The sequence below is a fragment of the Actinoalloteichus sp. AHMU CJ021 genome, from assembly GCF_002895405.1.
Taxonomy (GTDB): domain Bacteria; phylum Actinomycetota; class Actinomycetes; order Mycobacteriales; family Pseudonocardiaceae; genus Actinoalloteichus_B; species Actinoalloteichus_B caeruleus.
This window is the reverse complement of the sequence record NZ_CP025990.1, coordinates 3296553-3316549: the sequence shown is the minus strand read 5'-3', so window position 1 is coordinate 3316549 and position 19997 is coordinate 3296553. Positions and strand designations below refer to the sequence as shown.

At 72.4% G+C, this 19997-nt stretch carries 16 protein-coding genes; 9 read left to right on the top strand and 7 right to left on the bottom strand.

From position 1 onward, the window contains the following. Positions 1-64: 64 nt before the first annotated feature. The 7 genes from C1701_RS14305 to C1701_RS27395 form a co-directional block, all read right to left on the bottom strand. The gene (locus C1701_RS14305) at positions 65-1318 is read right to left on the bottom strand and encodes an ROK family transcriptional regulator (RefSeq protein WP_026419374.1); all 1254 of its coding nucleotides are present in this window, start codon (positions 1316-1318) and stop codon (positions 65-67) included. Between the two features lie 771 nt (positions 1319-2089). Next, positions 2090-2485 carry a VOC family protein gene (locus tag C1701_RS14300; protein ID WP_103056026.1) on the bottom strand — a complete coding sequence of 132 codons (396 nt, stop codon included), beginning with the start codon at positions 2483-2485 and terminating at the stop codon, positions 2090-2092. Positions 2486-2711: 226 nt separating this feature from the next. Further along, positions 2712-3827, bottom strand: coding sequence for an ROK family protein (locus tag C1701_RS14295; protein WP_245588881.1), 1116 nt, complete (start codon positions 3825-3827; stop codon positions 2712-2714). A 629-nt stretch (positions 3828-4456) separates the two neighbouring features. Beyond that, positions 4457-5281 (bottom strand): phage antirepressor KilAC domain-containing protein, encoded by an 825-nt coding sequence (locus tag C1701_RS14285; protein ID WP_337662272.1) that lies wholly within the window; start codon positions 5279-5281, stop codon positions 4457-4459. A 435-nt stretch (positions 5282-5716) separates the two neighbouring features. Continuing rightward, the gene (locus tag C1701_RS14280) at positions 5717-7366 is read right to left on the bottom strand and encodes a phospho-sugar mutase (protein ID WP_051314179.1); all 1650 of its coding nucleotides are present in this window, start codon (positions 7364-7366) and stop codon (positions 5717-5719) included. 32 nt (positions 7367-7398) lie between these two features. Continuing rightward, positions 7399-8151 (bottom strand): purine-nucleoside phosphorylase, encoded by a 753-nt coding sequence (locus C1701_RS14275; protein ID WP_035273963.1) that lies wholly within the window; start codon positions 8149-8151, stop codon positions 7399-7401. Positions 8152-8325: 174 nt separating this feature from the next. Beyond that, positions 8326-10473 carry a protein kinase domain-containing protein gene (locus C1701_RS27395; RefSeq protein ID WP_443098152.1) on the bottom strand — a complete coding sequence of 716 codons (2148 nt, stop codon included), beginning with the start codon at positions 10471-10473 and terminating at the stop codon, positions 8326-8328. Between the two features lie 387 nt (positions 10474-10860). On the opposite strand from C1701_RS27395, the gene C1701_RS14265 reads away from it, so the two are divergent. From C1701_RS14265 to C1701_RS14225, 9 genes are all read left to right on the top strand, one after another. After that, positions 10861-12444: an acyl-CoA mutase large subunit family protein gene (locus C1701_RS14265; RefSeq protein WP_026419381.1), complete on the top strand. Its 1584-nt coding sequence runs from the start codon at positions 10861-10863 to the stop codon at positions 12442-12444. Between the two features lie 608 nt (positions 12445-13052). Next, the gene (gene mbhE, locus C1701_RS14260) at positions 13053-15401 is read left to right on the top strand and encodes a hydrogen gas-evolving membrane-bound hydrogenase subunit E (RefSeq protein ID WP_103056023.1); all 2349 of its coding nucleotides are present in this window, start codon (positions 13053-13055) and stop codon (positions 15399-15401) included. Continuing rightward, complete coding sequence (locus C1701_RS14255) at positions 15398-15976, top strand: MnhB domain-containing protein (RefSeq protein WP_016700145.1); 579 nt, start codon at positions 15398-15400, stop codon at positions 15974-15976. Before mbhE ends, C1701_RS14255 begins: the two co-directional genes overlap by 4 nt. Then, the gene (locus tag C1701_RS14250) at positions 15973-16434 is read left to right on the top strand and encodes a Na(+)/H(+) antiporter subunit C (protein WP_016700146.1); all 462 of its coding nucleotides are present in this window, start codon (positions 15973-15975) and stop codon (positions 16432-16434) included. Before C1701_RS14255 ends, C1701_RS14250 begins: the two co-directional genes overlap by 4 nt. Beyond that, positions 16431-17963 carry a Na+/H+ antiporter subunit D gene (locus C1701_RS14245; protein WP_016700147.1) on the top strand — a complete coding sequence of 511 codons (1533 nt, stop codon included), beginning with the start codon at positions 16431-16433 and terminating at the stop codon, positions 17961-17963. Before C1701_RS14250 ends, C1701_RS14245 begins: the two co-directional genes overlap by 4 nt. Continuing rightward, entirely contained in the window at positions 17960-18598 is a 639-nt protein-coding gene (locus C1701_RS14240; RefSeq protein WP_016700148.1) for a Na+/H+ antiporter subunit E, read from the top strand. Before C1701_RS14245 ends, C1701_RS14240 begins: the two co-directional genes overlap by 4 nt. Then, the gene (locus tag C1701_RS14235; RefSeq protein WP_016700149.1) at positions 18598-18864 is read left to right on the top strand and encodes a monovalent cation/H+ antiporter complex subunit F; all 267 of its coding nucleotides are present in this window, start codon (positions 18598-18600) and stop codon (positions 18862-18864) included. The genes C1701_RS14240 and C1701_RS14235 overlap by 1 nt, the downstream gene beginning before the upstream one ends. Next, positions 18861-19217, top strand: a complete 357-nt coding sequence (mnhG, locus tag C1701_RS14230) for a monovalent cation/H(+) antiporter subunit G (RefSeq protein WP_016700150.1) — start codon at positions 18861-18863, stop codon at positions 19215-19217. The genes C1701_RS14235 and mnhG overlap by 4 nt, the downstream gene beginning before the upstream one ends. Before the next feature lie 131 nt (positions 19218-19348). Continuing rightward, positions 19349-19939 (top strand): TetR/AcrR family transcriptional regulator, encoded by a 591-nt coding sequence (locus C1701_RS14225; RefSeq protein ID WP_016700151.1) that lies wholly within the window; start codon positions 19349-19351, stop codon positions 19937-19939. The last annotated feature ends 58 nt before the right edge of the window (positions 19940-19997 follow it).

The following is a 19997-nucleotide window of genomic DNA, read 5'->3' as shown; positions in this document are numbered from 1 at the left end:
AGCAGGACCTCCCCGGCCTCCTCCTGGCCGGCGGCGCGCGGCCCCGTGGGCCCGTCGGTTCGGCTCATGCCGGTGCCTCCGTCGGTTCGCTCGCCACCACCGGGGCGAGGGTGGGGTTGTCCATCACCATCCGCATCGCGTGCTGCGCGCCGCCTCGGATGGCGGCGGTGAACCCGAGGGTGGACGGCAGGATCGCCGCCCGGGCCGCCTCGGGCGAGAGGACGCGGGAGGCGATCTGGATGCGGGCGTGCTCGACCAGCCACTCGTACAGCTCGGCGAAGTAGCCGCCGAGCACGACGGCTGCCGGGTTGAGGACGTTGATCAGCAGGGCGAGACCGACCCCCAGGGCGTCCCCGACCTGCTGGAGCGCGTCGAGCGTGCGGCGGTCGCCGGCCTCGGCCCGGACCCGGATGATGCGCAACCGGTCGGAGACCGCGAGGCTGGGGTCCCGCACCGGGTCGTCCGGGCTGGACATCACCTCGAGGAGCGTGCCCAGATCGATCTGCCGCTCCCAACAGCCCCGGTTCCCGCAGGGGCAGGACGGGCCGAGCGGGTCGAGCGAGAGGTGGCCGACCTCTCCGGCGAAGCCGGACGCCCCGCGCACGGGCACCCCCGCCGCGAGGAGACCAGCTCCCACTCCGCTGCTGCCGACGATGCAGAGCAGGTCGTCGGTGCCGCTGGCGGCACCGCTGGTGTGTTCGGCGAGGGCGGCGAGGTTGGCGTCGTTGTCCACGGCGCACCGTTCGAGCGGGAGGTCGACGCGGGCGGCGAGCCCGTCGACGAGGGCGATCTGCCGCCAGCGCAGGTTCGGGGCGAAGCGCACCACGCCGGCCTGGGTGTCCACGAGGCCGGGAACCGCGACCGTGATGCCGGCCGGCCAGGCGCCGACGGCGGCGACCGTGGCGAGCATCGACCTGGCGAGTTCGGCGAGCTGGTCGAGGCACCGTTGCGGGCCGAGTTCCACGACCCGGAGGGGCACCAGCTGCTCGGTGACGACGGTTCCCGCGAGGTCGAGCACCGTGGCTCGCAGGTACTCGAGGTTGATCTCGAGGCCGATGCCGCACACCGACCCCGGCGACAGCTCCACCAGCTGGCCCGGGCGCCCCTGGCGGCCGGCGGTCAGCCCGGCGGCCCGCACCAGGCGGCGGGACTCGAGTTCGCTCACGAGGTTGGAGACGGTCGCCTTGCTCAGTCCACTGAGGGCCGACAGCTGCGCCCGGGACTGCTGCCCGTGCTCACGCAGGGTTCGCACGACCAACGCGAGGTTCGCTCGGCGCAGGCCGGCCTGATCGGCCGGCGGCACGTGACCGTTCCGCACAGCAACCTCACTTCGTTGGGTGGTTCATCAAAATAAGGTGTTCCACATCACTGGTCAACCCCTTCGGGCTACCAAAATCCCAGGTTTTCACTCGTTCGGCCCAGATTTCGGCCGCAACTTTGGCATTCTCCACACGAAAGTCTGCTCAGTTTAAGCGATTCGACAAGATCCTTCGCAGCTCTCGCGACCCGGGCCGGGGACCGAGCTCCGCTTGAGGTCCCCAGCGGGCCCGACCGCGCGCTGACCTGGGACGACCGTCGTGCCCGGGGACGGGAAGGCGGTCGCGCCACCCACTGGGCGCGCGACGGTGGCGCGAGCCGCCCGGGGCCGGCGCTGGCCGAGCCCACCGCACCGGTGGGGGCGAGGCCGGGGGTTCCGCTCCGGAGCACCCGTCACCGGGGTGGTGGCAGCCCTCCAAGTCCCCCGTCGGTGGGCCCGTGGGGCCGCCGGCATCCGAGCGCCGTCACTCTCCGTCAGAACCTGGGAGGTTCGCCGACCTCGCCGACCCAGCCGCCGGACGCCGGCCGGTGCCGGTTCGGGGACGACACGTGGTGGTCGGGGGAGCCGCGTCCGGCTGCGCTCCTGTGCGCCGCCGCCACGCCAGCGCCGGGGCGCCGTGGCAGGGGACGGGCCGGAACCGGCACGTCGCGGCGGTCCGGCGTTCCGGCGCTGTCCACGGCAGACCGGCCGCCCTGCCCTCACCCGAACCGAGCGACCATCCCGTCGCGGCCGGCCGAGCCCGCACGGCCCGGCTCCGCACCGTCGGCGCGCTCAGCCCCCCGAGTAGGTGCCGAAGCTCCACTCGTTGCCCTCGGGATCACGGACGGTGAACCCTCGCGCCCCGTAGTCCTTGTCCTCCGGAGCCACCACGACCTCCGCACCCCCAGCCACGGCCTGGTCGAACAACTCGTCCGGGGTGCTGGTCACCAGGTACACGGCGCAACCACCCGGCCGGATCGCGTGTCCCTCCCCGACGCTGGCCGAACCGAGCATCACCCCGCCACCCTCTGGCCACAGCAACTCGGCGTGCAGGACCACGTCAGGGGTCTCGCCCGGGTAGACGACGTTCTCCTGGAAGCCGAAGGCGTTCACCAGGAACCGGATACCGGCGGGCGCGTCCTCGTACGCCAGCACCGGCCAGACGAGGGTCTTGTTCTCACCAGGCATGCCACCAGGATGTGGGCTACCGGCGCCGGTTGCCCGGCGCACGGCACCACGTCACCCGAGCCAGGGAGGAGAGCGCCGCCCGCACCGGAGCGGGGGCTCCGTCGAGCGGCCGGGCGGCACGGGCGTCGGGCCCTCGGAACACACCTGGAGCCGCGCCCGCCACCTGGCCGCCGCCGGGAGCGCCTGGTCGACACCCCGCTGGTGGGGACCGGTGAGCGGCGGAGGACTAGTGCGTCAGGGCGAAAGCGCGCTCACTGGCCGACCACGCCGCGCCGATCACGGCGGCCTGGTCCCCGAGTTCGGAGAGGACGATCGGGAGGTTCCCGGTCGCGAGGGGCAACGATCGCCGGTACACGGCACTGCGGACCTCGGCCAACAGCTGGTGCCCCAGGCCGGCCACGCCTCCCCCGATGACGACCATGCCCGGGTTGATGAAGCTGACCAGCGAGGCGATCACCTGCCCCAGCCGCCTGCCACCCTCCCGGATCAGGTTCACGGCGGCGAAGTCGCCCGCGCCGGCGGCGGCGCCCACGTCCTGGGCCGTCAGGCTCCCCCGCTCCTCCAGGAGCTCGGCGAGCCGGGTCGACCGGCCGCTGCGGGCCAGGGTCAGCGCGTCCCTGGCCAGGGCGGCGCCGCCGAAGTAGGCCTCCAGGCAGCCGACCTCCCCGCAGGCGCACGCCGGCCCGTACTCGTCGATCCGGACGTGCCCGATGTCGCCGGCCGTCCCGGCCACGCCCCGGTAGACGCGCCCCCCGAGGACGATCCCGCACCCGATACCCGTTCCGATCTTCACGAAGATCAGTTCGTCGAGGGACTGGGCGACGCCCGCGTGCCGCTCGCCCATCGCCATCGCGTTCACGTCGTTGTCGACCGCGACCGGACGGCGCCACCGGCTCGCGAGCTGGTCCCGAACCGGGAAGCGGTCCCACCCCGGCATGATCGGGGGCGCCACCGGCAGCCCCTCCCGGAAGCTGACGGGGCCGGGAAGCCCCACCCCGGACGCCAGCAGCCGCCCGGGGTTGCTGGCGAGCACGACATCGGCCAGCGCGGCGACCCGTTCGAGCACAGCCACCGGCCCCGTGCGGACGTCGCAGTCCTCCACCACGTGGGCGAGCACGTCGCACCTCGGTCCGGTCACCGCCACCCCCACCGAGGTGGCGCCGATGTCCACCGCGAGCAGGCGCAGGTCGGAGGCCAGTCGGACGAGCGTGGACCGCCGGCCACCCCGGCTCGCGGCGGGTCCCCCCGACTCGACCATGCCCGCGTCCGCCAGCCGGCTGACCTCCGCGGTCAGGCGGGCGCGTGGCAGTTCGAGCCGTTCACCCAGCTCGACCCGGGACATCGGCCCCTCGTCACGCAGCAGCGCCAGCAGTCGGGACTGCTCCACGGTCTCCACTCTCAACGACTGCTCACCGGTTGTCGCGGTCACTTACGGACTGTATCCCCTCATCGGTCGGCCGCCCCCCGCGTGGTGGAGCGAGCCCGACACCGCGGAACGGGAGACGCTCACGGCGAGCACCTGGTGTCGGCGGGCGTCGCCGGCACGCCGTTCCGACGAACGCCGCCCGCTCCCGGTTCCCGGCGAACGTCGGATTCCCGGCCCTCCGGGGCTCCGGTGCCCGGGCTCCCTCGCCGGCGCGGGCGCCCCCTTCGCCGCGGCGCATCCGCGTGGCATCGCGAGGAGCGCGGGTCCACTCCGTCGTGCCGCCCGCGTCGGAGTGGACCCACCCGGTTGCCACCAGTAGCCAGGGGCGCCCCCGCCAGGCGACCCTCACCCCGGCGGCCCGGACGGGGCGTCCAGTCGCGTCCGGAGCGTGGCGGCGAACTCCTCAGCCCGGGACAGCTGCACCCGCGGTCTCGCGACCTGCTCGGCCGCCGCTCGTTCGTAGCTCCGGACGCGTTCCACCAGCTCGGCGGCTCCCCGGGCGCCGACGGCCGGTGGTCCTCCACCGGCACCCGGGGAGGACTGGGTCAGCCGGTGTCGGACTCGCGGACCGGGGCCAGCTCGGCCCGCACCTGGTACCCCCGCCTGGCCAGGAGGGACCGGATGAACTCGATCCCGGAGGGCCGCACCCTGGTGGTGAACCCGCCACGACGCCCGTCCGGTGTGTCGAACACGCTCGGCACCACCCGGAAGTGGTGCGCGTGCTCCTGGTAGGGCTCGTTGCGGCGGTGCTCGGCCGACATCAGCACGTGCTCGGCGCGCAGGAACTCGAAGAGCTTGTTCTGGCCCATCCCGGGGACTCCGAGCATCTTGGCCACGTTGCCCACCAGGTAGGTGCCGTCGGTCTCCAACAGGGCGTCGTAGGCCTCGGCCTTCGGAGCGGCGACCGCCAGCTCCCTGCGGGTGCGCTCGGCCTCCTCGAACTGGTCCGCCAACGCCCGCAACGCCGACGGGTAGTCCTCCGGCATCCTCGGCGAGGGCAGCACGATCTCGGCTTCCCTGGCGCGGACGGCGAAGTAGCGCTGGGCCGCCGCCACCTCCGGCTTCGCCGGGTCGCCGTTCATCGCGACGAGGTAGCAGGCGTACCTGGTGAGGCGGTGGTCGTCCGACGGTTCCCCACCCGTGGCGGCGGCACCGCCCGCCGCCACGAATAACGTGCCCACGTTCACCCGGGTGTTGGCGGCCGACCGCTTGGCCCGCGCCAGGGTCTCGCCGAAGTGCCGCCAGTCCGAGTAGCCGAGCAGTGGCATGAGATCGCGGGCGGACCACCACTCACCGGTGTCGTCCACGCGCCGGACCGAGTCGAAGGGATTGGTGTCGTTGGCTGATTCCAGACCGCTGTTCTCAGGCATGTCCGAACTCCCCTGCCGATTCCCGCCGGAACCCCGCGAAGTGGTTTCCACCGTTTCCCCGGGGCTTTCACCGTCACCACCGAGAATACCGGCAACGACCGACATTTCCGGGCGCTGAACTGGGAGGATGCGAACTGGGAGCAGCGGGGGCGACGGGGTCGTGGCGGGTTCCCCGACTACCGCGCCGCCGGTCGAAAACCCTCGCCAGCTCCGCCGGTAGCGAAAAGGGAGCGCCTCGCGTTCCCCACCTCGAACGGTTCCGCGACTCGGCGGCGGCCCCGGGGCGGGCAATTCCGCACGGCGGGAGAACCGAGGGAACCGGGAGAACGGCGACCGGCCCTCCGCCGGGTGCCCGGGCGTCCTCGGGAGAGGTCCACGCCCCTGACGCGAGGCCGGCTCCGTCCCGATCGGGAGCGGGACGGAGCCGGTTCCGGTTCAGCGCAGCAGTTCCGCGACCTGGTCGCGGAGCTCGGTGAGTCGGGCCTCGGCGCGTTCCCGCGCCGCCGCCACGCGGTCGGACCTGTCGGCGCCGCCGTCCGGGGCCGCGTCCGCGACCGGCTCCACCACCTGGAGGTACGCCTTCAGCTTCGGTTCGGTCCCCGAGGGCCGGATCACGACGCGGAGGGACTGGGCGCGGAGTTCGACGATGTCGGCCGCCCTCGGTTCCGCCAGGGACACCGGCACTCCGGCCAACTCCGCCGGCGGGCGCCCGCGCACCCCCGCCACCAGCCTCGCCCGTTCCGCCTGGTCGGTCACCCGGATCGACACCTGGTCGGTCAGGTGCACGCCGTGCCGCGCGGCGAGCTCGTCCAACGCGGCCAGGAGGTCACTGCCCTCGGCCTTCCTCGTGGCCGCCAGGTCCGCCGCGAGCACCGCGGCGGACAGGCCGTCCTTGTCCCGAACCACCTCGGGATCGACCGACAGCCCCAGGGCCTCCTCGTAGGCGAAGACCAGACCGGTCCCCCTGCCGTCCCCCGCCCGCACCAGCCACTTGAAACCCGTGAGCGTCTCGTCGTACCGGGCGTCGTGGGCGGCGGCGACCGAGGCCAGCATCGACGAGGACACGATCGTCGTCGCCACCAGCGGATCGGGGTGCGCGGCGCGGTCCAGCGCGGCCAGCACGTGCTCGGCGAGCAGGACACCGGTCTCGTCCCCGCGCAGCATCCGCCAACCGCCGCCGGGTTCACGGGTACCCACCGCGCAGCGGTCGGCATCGGGGTCCAGGGCGATCGCCAGGTCGGCCTCGACCCGCTCCGCGAGGGCCAGCAGCAGGTCGGTGGCCCCGGGCTCCTCGGGGTTGGGGAAGGCCACCGTCGAGAAGTCGGGGTCGGGTTCCGCCTGTTCGGGGACGAGGTGGACGTCGTGGAAACCGGCGGCGGCCAGCGCGCGCACCAGCGGTTCGCCGCCCACGCCGTGCATCGGGGTGGCCGCGATCCGCAGGTCCCGGGCGCTTCCCCTCGGCAGCGTCCCGACGTGCGCGAGGTACTCGCCGAGGAGGTCGCGGTCCTCCACCCGCCAGCCCTGCGACAGGGGCACCGTGAAGGCGGGCCCGACCCGTTCGATGGCGGCCTCCACCTCGGAGTCGGCCGGGGGCACGATCTGGGTGCCCTCGCCGTCGTACAGCTTGTACCCGTTGTCGGCGGGCGGGTTGTGCGAGGCCGTGATCTGGATCCCCGCGACCGCGCCCAACCGGCGGACCGCGCCGGCGAGCAACGGGGTGGGCAGCGGGCCGGGCAGCAGCCGGGTGTCGAAACCCGCCGCGGCCAGCACCCCCGCCGCGTCGGTCGCGAACCGCTCGGACCCGTGCCTGGCGTCCCGCCCGACGACGACCACCCCACCGGCATGGCCGTGGGCGGTCAGCCAGGCGGCGACGCCGGCCGTGGCCCGGATGACGACGGACCGGTTCATGCCGTTGGGACCAGCGCGCAGCGGGCCGCGCAGCCCGGCGGTGCCGAAGGTCAGCGGACCGGCCAGCCGGTCGGCCAGCTCCGCCTTCGCCGACTCGTCGCCGGCCATCGCCGAGGCGAGCACGCGTTGCAGCTCGACGCGGTCGTCCTCGTCCACGTCCTCGGCCGCCCACCGCATGGCAGCCGTGCGCAGCGCCGGGTCGAGGCCGCTCACAACCGGCCCACCAGACGGGCGAGCAGACCACCGAGCCTGGTGGCGGCGGCGCGTCCCTCCGCCACGACCTCCTCGTGGTTCAGGGGCTCGCCGGTGGTGCCGGCCGCCAGGTTCGTCACCAGCGACAGGCCCAGCACCTCGGCCCCGGCCGCCCTGGCCGCGATGGCCTCCAGGGCCGTCGACATGCCCACCAGGTCGGCGCCCAGCGTGCGGAGCATCCCGATCTCGGCCGGCGTCTCGTAGTGGGGCCCGGGGAGCTGGGCGTACACGCCCTCCGTGAGCGTCGGGTCGAGCTCGGCGGCCAGCGCGCGCAACCGAGCGGTGTACAGGTCGGTGAGGTCCACGAACTGGGGCCCCACCAGGGGGGAGAGCGCGGTCAGGTTGAGGTGGTCCCGGATCAGCACGGCCTGGCCGACGTCGAGGTCACCGCGCAGGCCACCGGCCGCGTTGGTGAGGACGACCGTGCGGGCGCCCGCCGCCACGGCGGTGCGCACCCCGTGGACGACCGGCGCGACACCCCGACCCTCGTAGAGGTGCGTACGGCCGAGCAGCACGAGCACCCGGGAGTCACCGAGGCGCACCGAACGGATCGAGCCACCGTGGCCGGCGACGGCCGGCGGCACGAAACCGGGCAGCTCCGCCATCGGCACCTCGGCGACCGGGTCGCCCAGTTCCTCGGCCGCCGGGCGCCAGCCGGAGCCGAGGACCACGGCCACCTGGTGTTCCTCCACCCCGGTCCTGGCCGCCAGCTCGGCCGCCGCCCGCCTGGCCGCTGCCTCGGGGCTGGCCTGGTCGGCCGGGGCGGTTCCGCCCGTCGCCGCTGACTCGTCGGTCCGCACCGTCGCGGTGCCTGCGTCACTCGCCGTCACAGGGCGAAGCTTAAGGCCTCCGACCCCGAGTCCGGGGCCACCGGGTTCCCCGGCTCAGGCGAGGGTGGTGAAACTCGGGGCGATCTGGTTGAACAGCTCGGTGCGACCGACCGTCTCCGACCGGGTGTCCACCGAGACCGAGACCAACCACAGGTCGTCGTCCCTGGGCAGCAGCCGCACGTAGACCGTCCGCCGCTGCTCCGCCCCCGCCGACTCCCGCAGCAGGCCGGAGTCGACGAGCCGGTAGGTGAGTTCGCGGGCGGGTTCGGGCCCAGCTTGTTCCCGGTCGGTCTCGGCGGGGACGTCGAGACCCGGGACGAACTGCCCGCCGCTGCCCGCCGTCAGCTCCGGCAGGCGGCTCACGTAGTCGTCAACGCTGTGTTCCTGGAAGTAGTCGGCGAACCACTCCACCGCGACCGTGCTCGAACCGTCCTCGGAGACGTACCGGGTGATGGAGCTGTCGGGCAGCTCCGGGTACTGCCGCTGCTCCTGGAACCGGCCCCACCCCTCGGGGAGCATCAGCTCGAAGCGTCCCTCAGTGGGTTCGGTGTCCGCGCCCACGGCGCGGTCCGAGGCGAGGTCGAGCGTCGGGCTGCCGACCCCCTGCCCCGGCGCGGGCGCCCCGGCGACCTCGGTCGGCAGCACGGACTCGCCCGCGACGGTCCTGACGAGCGCGAAGCCCACGAGCGCCGCGACGAGGAACAGCGGGACCGCGAGCATCATCCCGCCCCTGCCGATGCGGGGAGCGCCCGTCCGGCGTCCCGGTCGGGAGCCCGCCGTGTCGGACGGAGCCGGCGGTCGACCGCCCCGGTCGTCGGAGGTCGCGCCCGGCCCACCGGAGGAGGGGGGCGGCGCGAAGGGCAGCGGACCTGGGTCGGCGGCCAACGGCGCGGGCGGGGACGTCTCCTCGACCGCCGGCTGGGTGCCGGTGTCCCGAACGGGGAAGGGGAGCGGACCTGGATCGGCGGCCAACGGCGCCGAGTCGTCGATCGCCCGGATCGGCGAGGAATCGTCGTCGGCTCCGAGTCCGCCCAGGGCCCCGGTGTGGGCTCCGAGCGTGCCGGTGGACTGCGCGGTGGGACGGCGTCCGCCGGGGCGTCGACCGCCGGGGGACCAGCCGCCCGTCGCCCCCGCGGTCGGGGGGTTCAGGCTGGCCGCGCCCGTCGCCGTCGGTGGGCGCCGCGACGCCTGCGCGCGGGTGCCCGCGCCACCACGCGTGCCGGACCGTGTTCCGCCGGCTCCCCGGGTGCCCGACCGGGTCCCCCCGGCGCCCCGGGTTCCCGTCGACGGCGGCTCGGCCGCGCCGGGATCGGGCATGTGGACGTCCTCGAACACGTTCACCCCGGACTTGGGGAGCAACGGGGCGAGCCGCCGGCGCACCTCGGCCAACGGCATCCTCTTGGCCGGCGCCTTGACCATCAGACCGCTGATGATCTCGGCGATGGTGCCTCCCCGGCTCGCCTGGGGAACCGGGCCGTGCACCACTTCGGTGACCGTGGCCAGCGGGTCGCCGCCGGCGTCGTAGGGTGGTCGCCCCTCCATCGCCGCGTACAGCGTCGCTCCCAGCCCCCACAGGTCGGCGGCCGGGCTGACCCCGCGCCCCGTGGCGACCTCGGGTGCGATGTAGGAAGGCGTTCCCAACAGCAGGCCGGTGGCGGTGAGGGTGCTCTCCGTGACGTTGCGCGCGATGCCGAAGTCGGTGAGCTTGGTCCACCCGTCCTGGTTGACCAGCACGTTCCCGGGTTTGACGTCCCGGTGTGTGATGCCGGCCCGGTGCGCGGCCTCCAAGGCCGCCGCGATGGCGTCTCCCACCACGGCCGCCTGCTGTTCGTTGATCGGCCCGTGGTGCCGCAGCACGGCGGCGAGGCTGTGCGCGAGCACGAGCTCCATGACGACGAAGGGCTCGCCCTCGTGCCGCACCACGTCGTAGAGGGTCACCACGTTCGGGTGCGAGAGCACGGCGTTGGCCCGTGCCTCCCGCATCGTGCGTTCCCGCATGGCGTCGGCTTCGGGAGCTGGCACGCCCTGGGGCAGCAGCACCTCCTTCAGCGCGACCTGTCTGCGCAGGAACTCGTCGTAGGCGACCCAGACGATGCCGGTGGCGCCCTTCCCCGACACCCGGCGGAGCCGGTATCGGCCGGCGATCACACGAGGAGTTGCGGGATCTTCCGAGTCTGTGGTGGCCACGGACACATTCTCCATGCGTTGTACTCGACTGTGCACTGTGCGATACAGACGACGGTACGAGCCTGTTCTTGGATCGATGGTCCGAGCGGGGTGATCCCGGACCAGGGCGCAGGGGTGGACGCGTCGCCCGCCGTCATTGTGCTGGCGGCGTCGCGGTGGAGACAAGATCGGGAGGTGGTCGCGATGACCACCTCGTGCCGCCCGCCAGCTGGGCCCCGTCCGCCCGCCACCGGCCGACGGCCGTCCGACCCCGCCACGCCCACCCAGGAACGCTGGTCACCCCGGTGGTCCTCCGGGCCGGCCCCCGACCGGGCCGCCGGACCGGGAGGCGGCGTTACCCTCGCCGCCTCGGTACCGCCCGTCCCGCCCCGCCAGAGCACACCCACCACGAGGAGGCGTCCGATGTCCGCCGAGAAACGAGCCGAGTCCGGGTTCGAGGTGAAACCGGTCTACGGGCCGGCCGACGTCCGGGACGGACTGGCCGACAGGGTCGGCGAGCCGGGCGGTTACCCCTTCACCCGGGGCGTGTACCCGACCATGTACACGCGGCGGCCGTGGACGATGCGGCAGTACGCGGGATTCGGGACCGCCACCGAGTCGAACGCCCGCTACCACCAGTTGATCAGGGCGGGCACCACCGGTCTCTCGGTGGCGTTCGACCTGCCCACCCAGATGGGTTACGACTCGGACGAGCCGGTCGCCCACGGCGAGGTCGGCAAGGTGGGCGTCGCGATCGACTCCATCGAGGACATGCGGCGTCTCTTCGCGGGCATCCCGCTCGGCGAGGTCTCCACGTCGATGACCATCAACGCGCCGGCCGCCGTGCTGCTGCTGCTCTACCAACTGGTCGCCGAGGAGCAGGGCGTCGACCCCGCCACCCTCACCGGCACCATCCAGAACGACGTGCTCAAGGAGTACATCGCCCGGGGGACCTACATCTACCCGCCGGCCCACTCGCTCCGGCTGATCACCGACATCTTCGCGTACTGCCGTACCGAGCTCCCCCGGTGGAACACCATCTCGATCTCGGGCTACCACATGGCCGAGGCCGGGGCCACTCCCGCGCAGGAGATCGCGTTCACCCTGGCGAACGGCGTGGAGTACGTGCGGGCGGCCATCGACGCCGGGCTGCGGGTGGACGACTTCGCCCCCCGACTGGCCTTCTTCTTCGTCTCCAGGACCAGCCTGTTGGAGGAGGTGGCGAAGTTCCGGGCGGCACGGCGGATCTGGGCCCGCCTGATGCGGGAGGAGTTCGGGGCGACGAACCCCAAGTCCTGGACGCTGCGGTTCCACACGCAGACCGCCGGCGTGCAGCTGACCGCGCAGCAGCCCGAGGTCAACATGGTGCGGGTCACGGTCCAGGCGATCGCCGCCGTGCTCGGCGGCACCCAGTCCCTGCACACCAACTCCTACGACGAGGCCATCGCGCTGCCCACCGAGAAGGCCGCCCGGCTGGCGTTGCGCACCCAGCAGGTACTGGCCAACGAGACGGACCTGACCTCCACCGTCGACCCCTTCGCCGGTTCGTACGCCGTCGAGGCGATGACCGACGAGGTGGAGCGCGCGGTGGTGGAGCTGATGGGCAAGGTCGAGGACCGGGGCGGGGCGGTGGCCGCCATCGAGCAGGGCTTCCAGAAGGGCGAGATCGAGCGGACGGCCTACCAGAACGCGCTGGACATCGACTCCGGCGACCGCGTCGTCGTCGGCCTGAACCGGTACACGGTGGACACCGAGGAGCCCTACGAGCCGCTGCGGGTGGATCCGGACATCGAGCGGACGCAGTCCCGACGGCTCGCGGAGCTGCGTGCGGAGCGTGACGGCGAGGCGGTGCGCGTGGCGTTGGCGGAGCTCCGGGAGGCGGCCAGCGGCCGGGAGAACGTGCTGCCGCCGATGAGGAAGGCCCTCGCCGCCAGGGCGACCGTGGGTGAGGTCTGTCACTGTCTCCGGGAGGTGTGGGGACGGTACACCCCGTCGGACGTCTTCTGATCCCCACGCCATCCGGGGGCCACCCGGCCCGGTCCGGCCGCCGGGCGGCCCCCCGCCCACGACGGTGTGAAATGTCCGCTAAGTACGGGGTAAGCAGGGAGAAGACGCGGCGGCGTACCACTGCCGATCTACCCCCCGGCCCACCGTCCGCCCCTGGTGCCACGCGGTCGACCACGGGCGGCGCGGCGAGGGCGTGCGCCCGGTACGCACCCCCGAGGATCGCGGGAAGCACCCCGGAGAACCGGTACGGTTGTTCCGGCGGCTTGCCACTGGTAGCAACCGGTTTCGCCCGGAACGGGCGATCAGTCGGGGCGGTTGTCCGGCAGGCACCACCGAGAACGTCGACCTAGGGAGCTGAGCACCACACCAGGAAGGACACCCGCTGTACCAATCGCGGACAGCGGGCGCGGGCGCCACGCGGCAGCGGAGGAGTTGTGAGGCGCACGTGAGTCCGTCCGTACGATTTTCCCGTCTTGCGCGTTCGGCGAGCGGCCCGGATGGAGGGCCGCCCGCCGCTGGCGCGGGTCGTGGCAAGGTCAGCCCCGCGTCCCGGAGGAGCTTATGAGCGAACGCAAGCCGGCGGTCGTCCCGAGGTCGGGGAGGTCCCGATGCTGCTCCTGGTGACCGCCCACCTGGTGTTGGCGGCCCTGCTCCCGACCGTCAGCAGGTGGCTTGGGCGCTGGGCGTTCGCGGTGGGCGCCATCCTGCCGGCCGTCTCGCTCGGCTGGGCGCTGACCAGCCTCACCGAGGTGCTGGCCGGCGGGACCGTTGACGAGTCGGTGGCGTGGGCGCCCGTTCTCGGGCTGACGTTCACGCTGCGACTCGACATCCTCTCCCTGTTGATGATCTTCCTGGTCTCCGGGGTCGGAGTCCTGATCCTCTGCTATTGCGTCTACTACTTCAAGCCGGACGCCCAGAGCAACTCCCGGACGTCCGCGCTGCTCGTCGCCTTCGCCGGGGCGATGCTGGGCCTCGTCCTCGCCGACGACCTGTTCACCCTCTACATCTTCTGGGAACTGACCACGGTCTGCTCGTTCCTCCTGGTCGGGCAGGACGGCAACACCAAACAGCAGCGGCGGTCCTCCATCCAGGCCCTGCTCGTCACCGTACTCGGTGGGCTGTCGATGTTGCTGGGCTTCGTCCTGCTCGGCGAGCAGGCCGGGACGTACCGGATCTCCGAGATCGTGGCCAGCCCGCCGGCCGCCGGCGCTCTCACCAGCACCGCGCTGGTGCTCATCCTCCTGGGGGCGTTCACCAAGTCCGCCCAGGTCCCGTTCCACACCTGGCTGCCGGGCGCGATGGTCGCGCCCACCCCGGTCAGCGCGTACCTGCACGCCGCGTCGATGGTCAAGGCCGGCGTCTACCTGGTCGCCAGGCTCTCCCCCGCGTTCTCCGACCACACGCCCTGGTGGCCGTTGATCGCGACGCTCGGGATCTGGACGATGCTCATCGGCGGCTACCGGGCGCTGTTCGAACGTGACCTCAAGACCCTGCTCGCCTACGGCACCGTCAGCCAGCTCGGGTTCCTGATGGTGTTGATGGGCGCCGGCTCGCACACGGTCGCGATGGCCGGGGCGACGATGCTGATCGCGCACGGCCTGTTCAAGTCGACGCTGTTCCTCGTCGTCGGCATCATCGACCACCAGGCGGGCACCAGGAACATCGACGAGCTCTCCGGGATCCGACGGCGCTTCCCGGTGCTCACCGTGATCGGCGCCATCGGCGCGCTGTCCATGGCTGGCATCCCCCCGCTGTTCGGGTTCCTCGGCAAGGAGGCGGCGTTCGAGGGGTTCCTGGAGTCGGGTACCACCGGTGACCTCGTGGTCCTGGTCGGTCTCGTGCTCGGGTCCGCCCTCACCGCCGCCTACAGCTTCCGGTTCCTGTGGGGGGCGTTCGGCACCAAGCCGGGTGTCGAGGACTCCTCGGCCCCCAAGCCCTCGCTCGGCCTGATGGTGCCGGCGGCCGTGCCCGCGGCGCTGACCCTGCTCCTCGGGGTGGTCGCCTCGCTGTTCAACGCGCTCGCCACCACCTACGCCAAGCCCTACCCGGCCGGGGACCACCCCTACTACCTGGCGCTGTGGCACGGGTTCTCGCTCCCGCTGCTGCTCTCCGCGGTGGTCGTGGCCTCCGGTGTCGGGTTGCACCTGGCCAGGGACCGGGTGGTTCGCCTCGGGGGGTGGCTGCCGGACTTCCTCCAGGCACAGCCCGGCTACGAACGCACCGTCGCCGGGCTGGACACGGTGTCGTACGCGGTGACCGGCCGGTTCCAGGCCGGTTCCCTCCCGACCTACCTGGCCATCATCCTGCTGACCTTCGTGCTGGTGCCCGGCAGCGCGGTCCTCACCGGTGGTTCGATGCCGGAGGAGCTCCGGCTGTGGGACTCGGCGGTCCAGGTCCCGGTGGCCATCCTGGTGCTCACCGCCGCGATCGCCGTGACGATGGCGAAACGCCGGATGACGGCCGTGATCCTGACCGGCGTGGTCGGATACGGCATCGGCGCGTTCTTCGTCCTCGACGGTGGCCCCGACCTGGCGCTGGCCCAGTTCCTGGTGGAGACGCTGACCCTCGTGGCGTTCGTGTTCGTGCTGCGCCGCCTGCCCAGCCGGTTCACCCAGGTCGAATCCACCCGTTCCCCGCGCTGGCCCAAGGTGGCGGTCTCGGTCGCGGCCGGTGCCCTGGTGGCGGTGTCCGCCCTCGTGTTCAGCGGGGCGAGGCAGGCGCCACCCGAGGCCAGTGAGGGCTTCGTCGAGGCCGCTCCCGAGGGGGCGCACGCCAACAACGTCGTCAACGCGATCCTCGTCGACTTCCGCGCCTTCGACACCGTCGGCGAGATCTCCGTCCTCGCGGTCGCCGCCACCGGCGTCGCCAGCCTGATCCTCGCCACCAGGAGGGCGCGCCGCCCCTCGGCGGCCGAGGAGACGGAGGGACCGCGCAAGTCCAGGGAGGTGCGCAAGTGAGCGAGGGACCGCCGCGTTCCCAGCCCTCCGGTGAGAAGAAGCGCCGGACCAGCCTGTGGGAGGAGTGGGACACCCCGCAGGAGCACTGGCTGTTGGTCGGAAGCCACCGGGACGGCCGGGAACGGTCGCTCCTGCTGGAGGTCGCCGCCCGCATCATCTTCCCCACGGTGCTGGTGTTGTCGCTGTACCTGCTGTTCGCGGGCCACAACCGGTCCGGGGGCGGGTTCTCCGGTGGCCTGGTCGCCGGGCAGGCCTTCGTCGTCCGCTACCTGGCCGGCGGGCCGATGGAGGTGCGCGCGGCGGTCGGGCTGCGCCCGCCGGTCATCATCGGCGCCGGGCTCAGCCTGGCCGTCCTGACCGGCCTCGCTCCGATCTTCTGGGGTGAGGCGCCGCTGACCAGCGCCTACGTGAGCATGACGCTGCCGGTGCTCGGCGACGTGCACGTCGTGAGCAGCCTCTTCCTCGACATGGGGGTCTACCTGCTGATCGTTGGCGTGGTGTGCGACCTGCTCCGCACGCTCGGCGCGGGCATCGAGGAACAGTCGCCACGACCGAGGAGGAGGCCCTCCGGATGAACACCGTGAACGTCACCGTCAACCTGACGATGGCGCTGACCATCGGCGGGCTCTACGCGGTCGGCTTCTACCTGCTGCTCCAGCGCTCCCTGATGCGCATCATCATCGGCATCGTCATCGTCGGGCACGCCGCCAACATGTTCCTCCAGCTCGCCGGTGGCCCTCCCGGACGCTCCCCGATCGTGGGCGTGTCACCGGCGGAGGAGATGACGGACCCCCTGCCCCAGGCGATGGCGCTGACGGCGATCGTCATCACCTTCGCCCTGACCACCTTCCTGCTCGCGCTCGCCTACCGGTCCTCCGTGCTCCTCGGGCACGACGAGGTGCGTGACGACGTCGAGGACCGGCGCATCCGCCGGCAGCAGCAGCGCATCGACGAGCGGGAGGAACCAGACGAGCCGGGAGCCGACCGGAAGTTCGAGTTCGGCACCGACAACGACAAGGAGGCCACGCGGTGACGATGTTGGTCGCGCTGCCGATCCTTCTGCCGCTGCTGGCCGCCGGGCTCTCGCTGGTGCTCGGCCGGTTCGCGACGCTCCAGCGGCTGCTGGGCGTGGTGGTGTTCACGGCGAACGCCGTGCTGGCGGTGGTCCTGCTCGCCGAGGCGGACAAGTCGGGCCCCGTGGTGCTCCAGCTCGGGGGTTGGGACGCTCCGGTCGGCATCACCCTGGTCGCGGACCGGTTGTCCGCGCTGCTGATGCTCATCTCGATGGTGGTGATGCTCGCGGTCCTCGTCTACTCGATCGGCCAGCGCATCACCGACTACGGCCGCAGCACCTCCAGCACCGCCTTCCACCCGATGTACCTGGTGCTGGGCGCTGGCGTTTCGATGGCCTACCTCACGGGCGACCTGTTCAACCTCTTCGTCGCCTTCGAGATCATGCTGGGCGCGTCCTACGTCCTGATCACCCGCCGGACGACGGCGACCCGGGTGCGGGCCGGGATGACGTACACGATCGTCAGCCTGACGTCCTCGCTGCTGTTCATCACGATGATCGCGCTGGTGTACGCGGCGACGGGCACCGTGAACCTCGCCGACCTCTCCGGCAAGGTCGAGGCGTTGCCGGTGGGCGTGCAGTCCGCGATGGCGCTGATGATGATCGTGGTCTTCGGCATCAAGTCCGCGATGGTGCCGCTGCACTTCTGGCTGCCCGACAGCTACCCGACCGCCCCGGCCCCGGTGACCGCCGTGTTCGCCGGCCTGCTGACCAAGGTCGGCGTCTACGCGCTGATCCGGACCCAGACCCTGGTCTTCGACCACGGGGAGAGCTGGACCCTGCTGCTCTGGTTCTCGGTCATCACCATGATCATCGGTGCCCTGGGAGCCATCGCGCAGAACGACCTGAACCGGCTGTTGTCCTTCCTGCTGGTCAGCCACATCGGGTACATGCTGTTCGGCCTGGCGTTGTACGACGTGACCGGCCTGGCTGGCGCGATCCTCTACGTGGTGCACCACATCACGGTGCAGGCGACGCTGTTCCTGGTGAGCGGTCTGCTGACCCGGCACACCGGGACGGTCGCGCTCCGGGGGATGGGCGGCCTGGCCAAGCTGTACCCGGCGATCGCCCTCCTGTTCGCGATCCCGGCGCTGAACCTGGCCGGGATCCCGCCGTTCTCCGGTTTCGTCGCGAAGTTGGCGCTGCTGGAGGCGGGGGCCGAGGTCGGCACCACGATGGCCTACGTGGCCACCGGCGCGGCGGTGCTGACCAGCTTCCTGACGCTGTACGCGATGGCCAAGGTGTGGGTCTTCGCGTTCTGGGGCAAGTCGAAGCCGCCCCACCCCGATCCGGATCCCACCGACGAGCTGATCATCGGCACCGGTTCGACCTCCCGCACGATGGTCTCGGCCACGTCCGCGCTGGTGGTCTTCGGTGTGCTGATCGCCGTGTTCGCGGGACCGCTGTCGGAGATCAGCACGCGTGCGGCGACCGACCTGCTCGACGGCGGCCCCTATCGCACCGCGGTGCTCGGTGAGGAGGCGGAATGAGCAAGATGACTGCCCTGCTCGCGACCCGTCGGCACGCCTGGCGGCGGGCGCCGCTGGTGGTGTGGCTGACGCTGGTCTGGCTGATGCTGTGGGGCACCCTGGACGTGGCCACGGTGCTCGGGGGCGTGATCGTCGCCTCGGTGGTGGTCCTGGTGTTCCCGATGCCCCCCATCACGCGCCGGGGCCGCCTACGACCGCTGCGGGTGCTCCAGCTGCTGTGGTGGCTGTTGGCTGACCTGTTCACCTCGGCGTTCCAGGTGGCCTGGGAATCGATCAGCTACGGCCCCAGGACGAAGGCCGGGATCGTGGCCGTGCCGGTGCCGGCCGACACCGACCACGTGGTGGCCACCGCCGCCAACCTGGTCTCGCTGGGGCCGGGGAAGTTCGTCCTCCAGATCGACCGCGAGCAGCGGGTCTTCTACGTCTACGCCCTGGGGATGCAGGGCGAGGAGGACGCCGCGAAGATCCGCCGTGAGGTGCTGGAGATGCAGTCCTGGGTCGTCCGGGCCATCGGCTCCGACGAGGACGTCCGGGCGCTGGACCACCTCGGCCCGACCGAGGCCGACCAGCCGGCGCCGCCGTCGGCCCCACCGTCGGCCGGGGCCCGGCCGACGCCGCCAGAGGAGGACCGCTGATGCAGATCGTCTTCGCCATCACCCTGGCGCTGCTGTGCGCCGCGGGCCTGGTCATCGTCATCAGGCTGGTCCGAGGCCCGACGACCCTCGACCGGATCCTCGCCGTCGACGTCCTGGTCGTGCTCATCGTCGGCGGAACCGCCGTGGGCATGGCGATCCAACAGGACGGCTCCAACATCGCCCTGCTGGCCGCCGTGGCACTGCTCGGGTTCATCGGATCGATGGCCGCCGTCCGACTGGTCGAGAAGAAGGGGACGCACCGATGAGCGTGGGTGACGTGATCTCCGCCGTCCTCCTGATCGGCGGTGCGGTCTTCTGCCTGCTGGGCGCGCTCGGTGTCCTCTGGTTCCCCGACGTCACGGCGCGGCTCCAGGCGGCGACGAAGCCGCAGACACTGGGCCTGATCATGCTGCTGGTGGGCACCGCGATCCAGCTGGACTTCCTGTACGGGTCCGGCCTGATCATGGTCGCGATGTTCCAGATGATCACCGCTCCCGTCATCTCGCAGATGGTGGGCCGGGTCGCCTACCGGACGGGAGCGATGAGGAAGGAGAGCCTGGTCGTCGACGAGCTCGGCGAGCGGCTGGCCCGCGAGGAGGGGACCGGGAAGTCCGGCTGAGCCGACGCGGCCCGACCGGGAACAGGTCGGGCCGCGTCCCACAGTGGACGGACGGTCACCTCCGCCGCGCACCGTCGCAGGTAGACGGACCGTGGCGCGCCGACCTCGGGATCCTGTCGTAGCCTGTCGCCGTGCCGCGACCACGGACTCACGACGACGCCTTACGGATCCGGCTGCTCGACCGCGCCGGGGAACTACTCTCGGCGCACGGCCCCGAGGGCCTGAGCCTGCGCCGCCTCGCCAACGACGTCGGAACGTCGACGACGGCGGTGTACTCCCTCTTCGGTGGCAAGCCCGAACTCGTGCAGGCCCTGCTGGGTGAGGCGTTCGACCGCTTCGCCGTCTGGCTCGCCGAGGTGCCGAGCACCGACGACCCGGTGGAGGACCTGATCCAGCTGGGGCTCGCCTACCGCCGCAGCGCACTGGCGGACCCGCACCTCTACGGGGTCATGTTCAGCCAGGGCACGGCCCCCAGCCCGCTGGGCGAGGACTCCCGCGAGCGCGGCCGACGCGCGTTGCGCCCGCTGTTCGAGGCGGTTCGCAGGGGGCTGGAGCGGGGCGTGCTGGCGGAGGCCCCACCGGAGACCATCGTCATGGGCTGCTGGGGGCAGGTCCACGGACTGGTGTCGCTGGAGCTCGGTCACCGGGTCCCGCCCTACCTGGACGTGGAGGCGAGCTACGAGCGGGCGCTTCGCGCGAACGCCCGAGGCTGGCTCCGCTGACCGGGCGCCGGCACCGGGGCGCCCTCCCCCACCGTGGCGGGAGGTGGCGGGCGCCCCG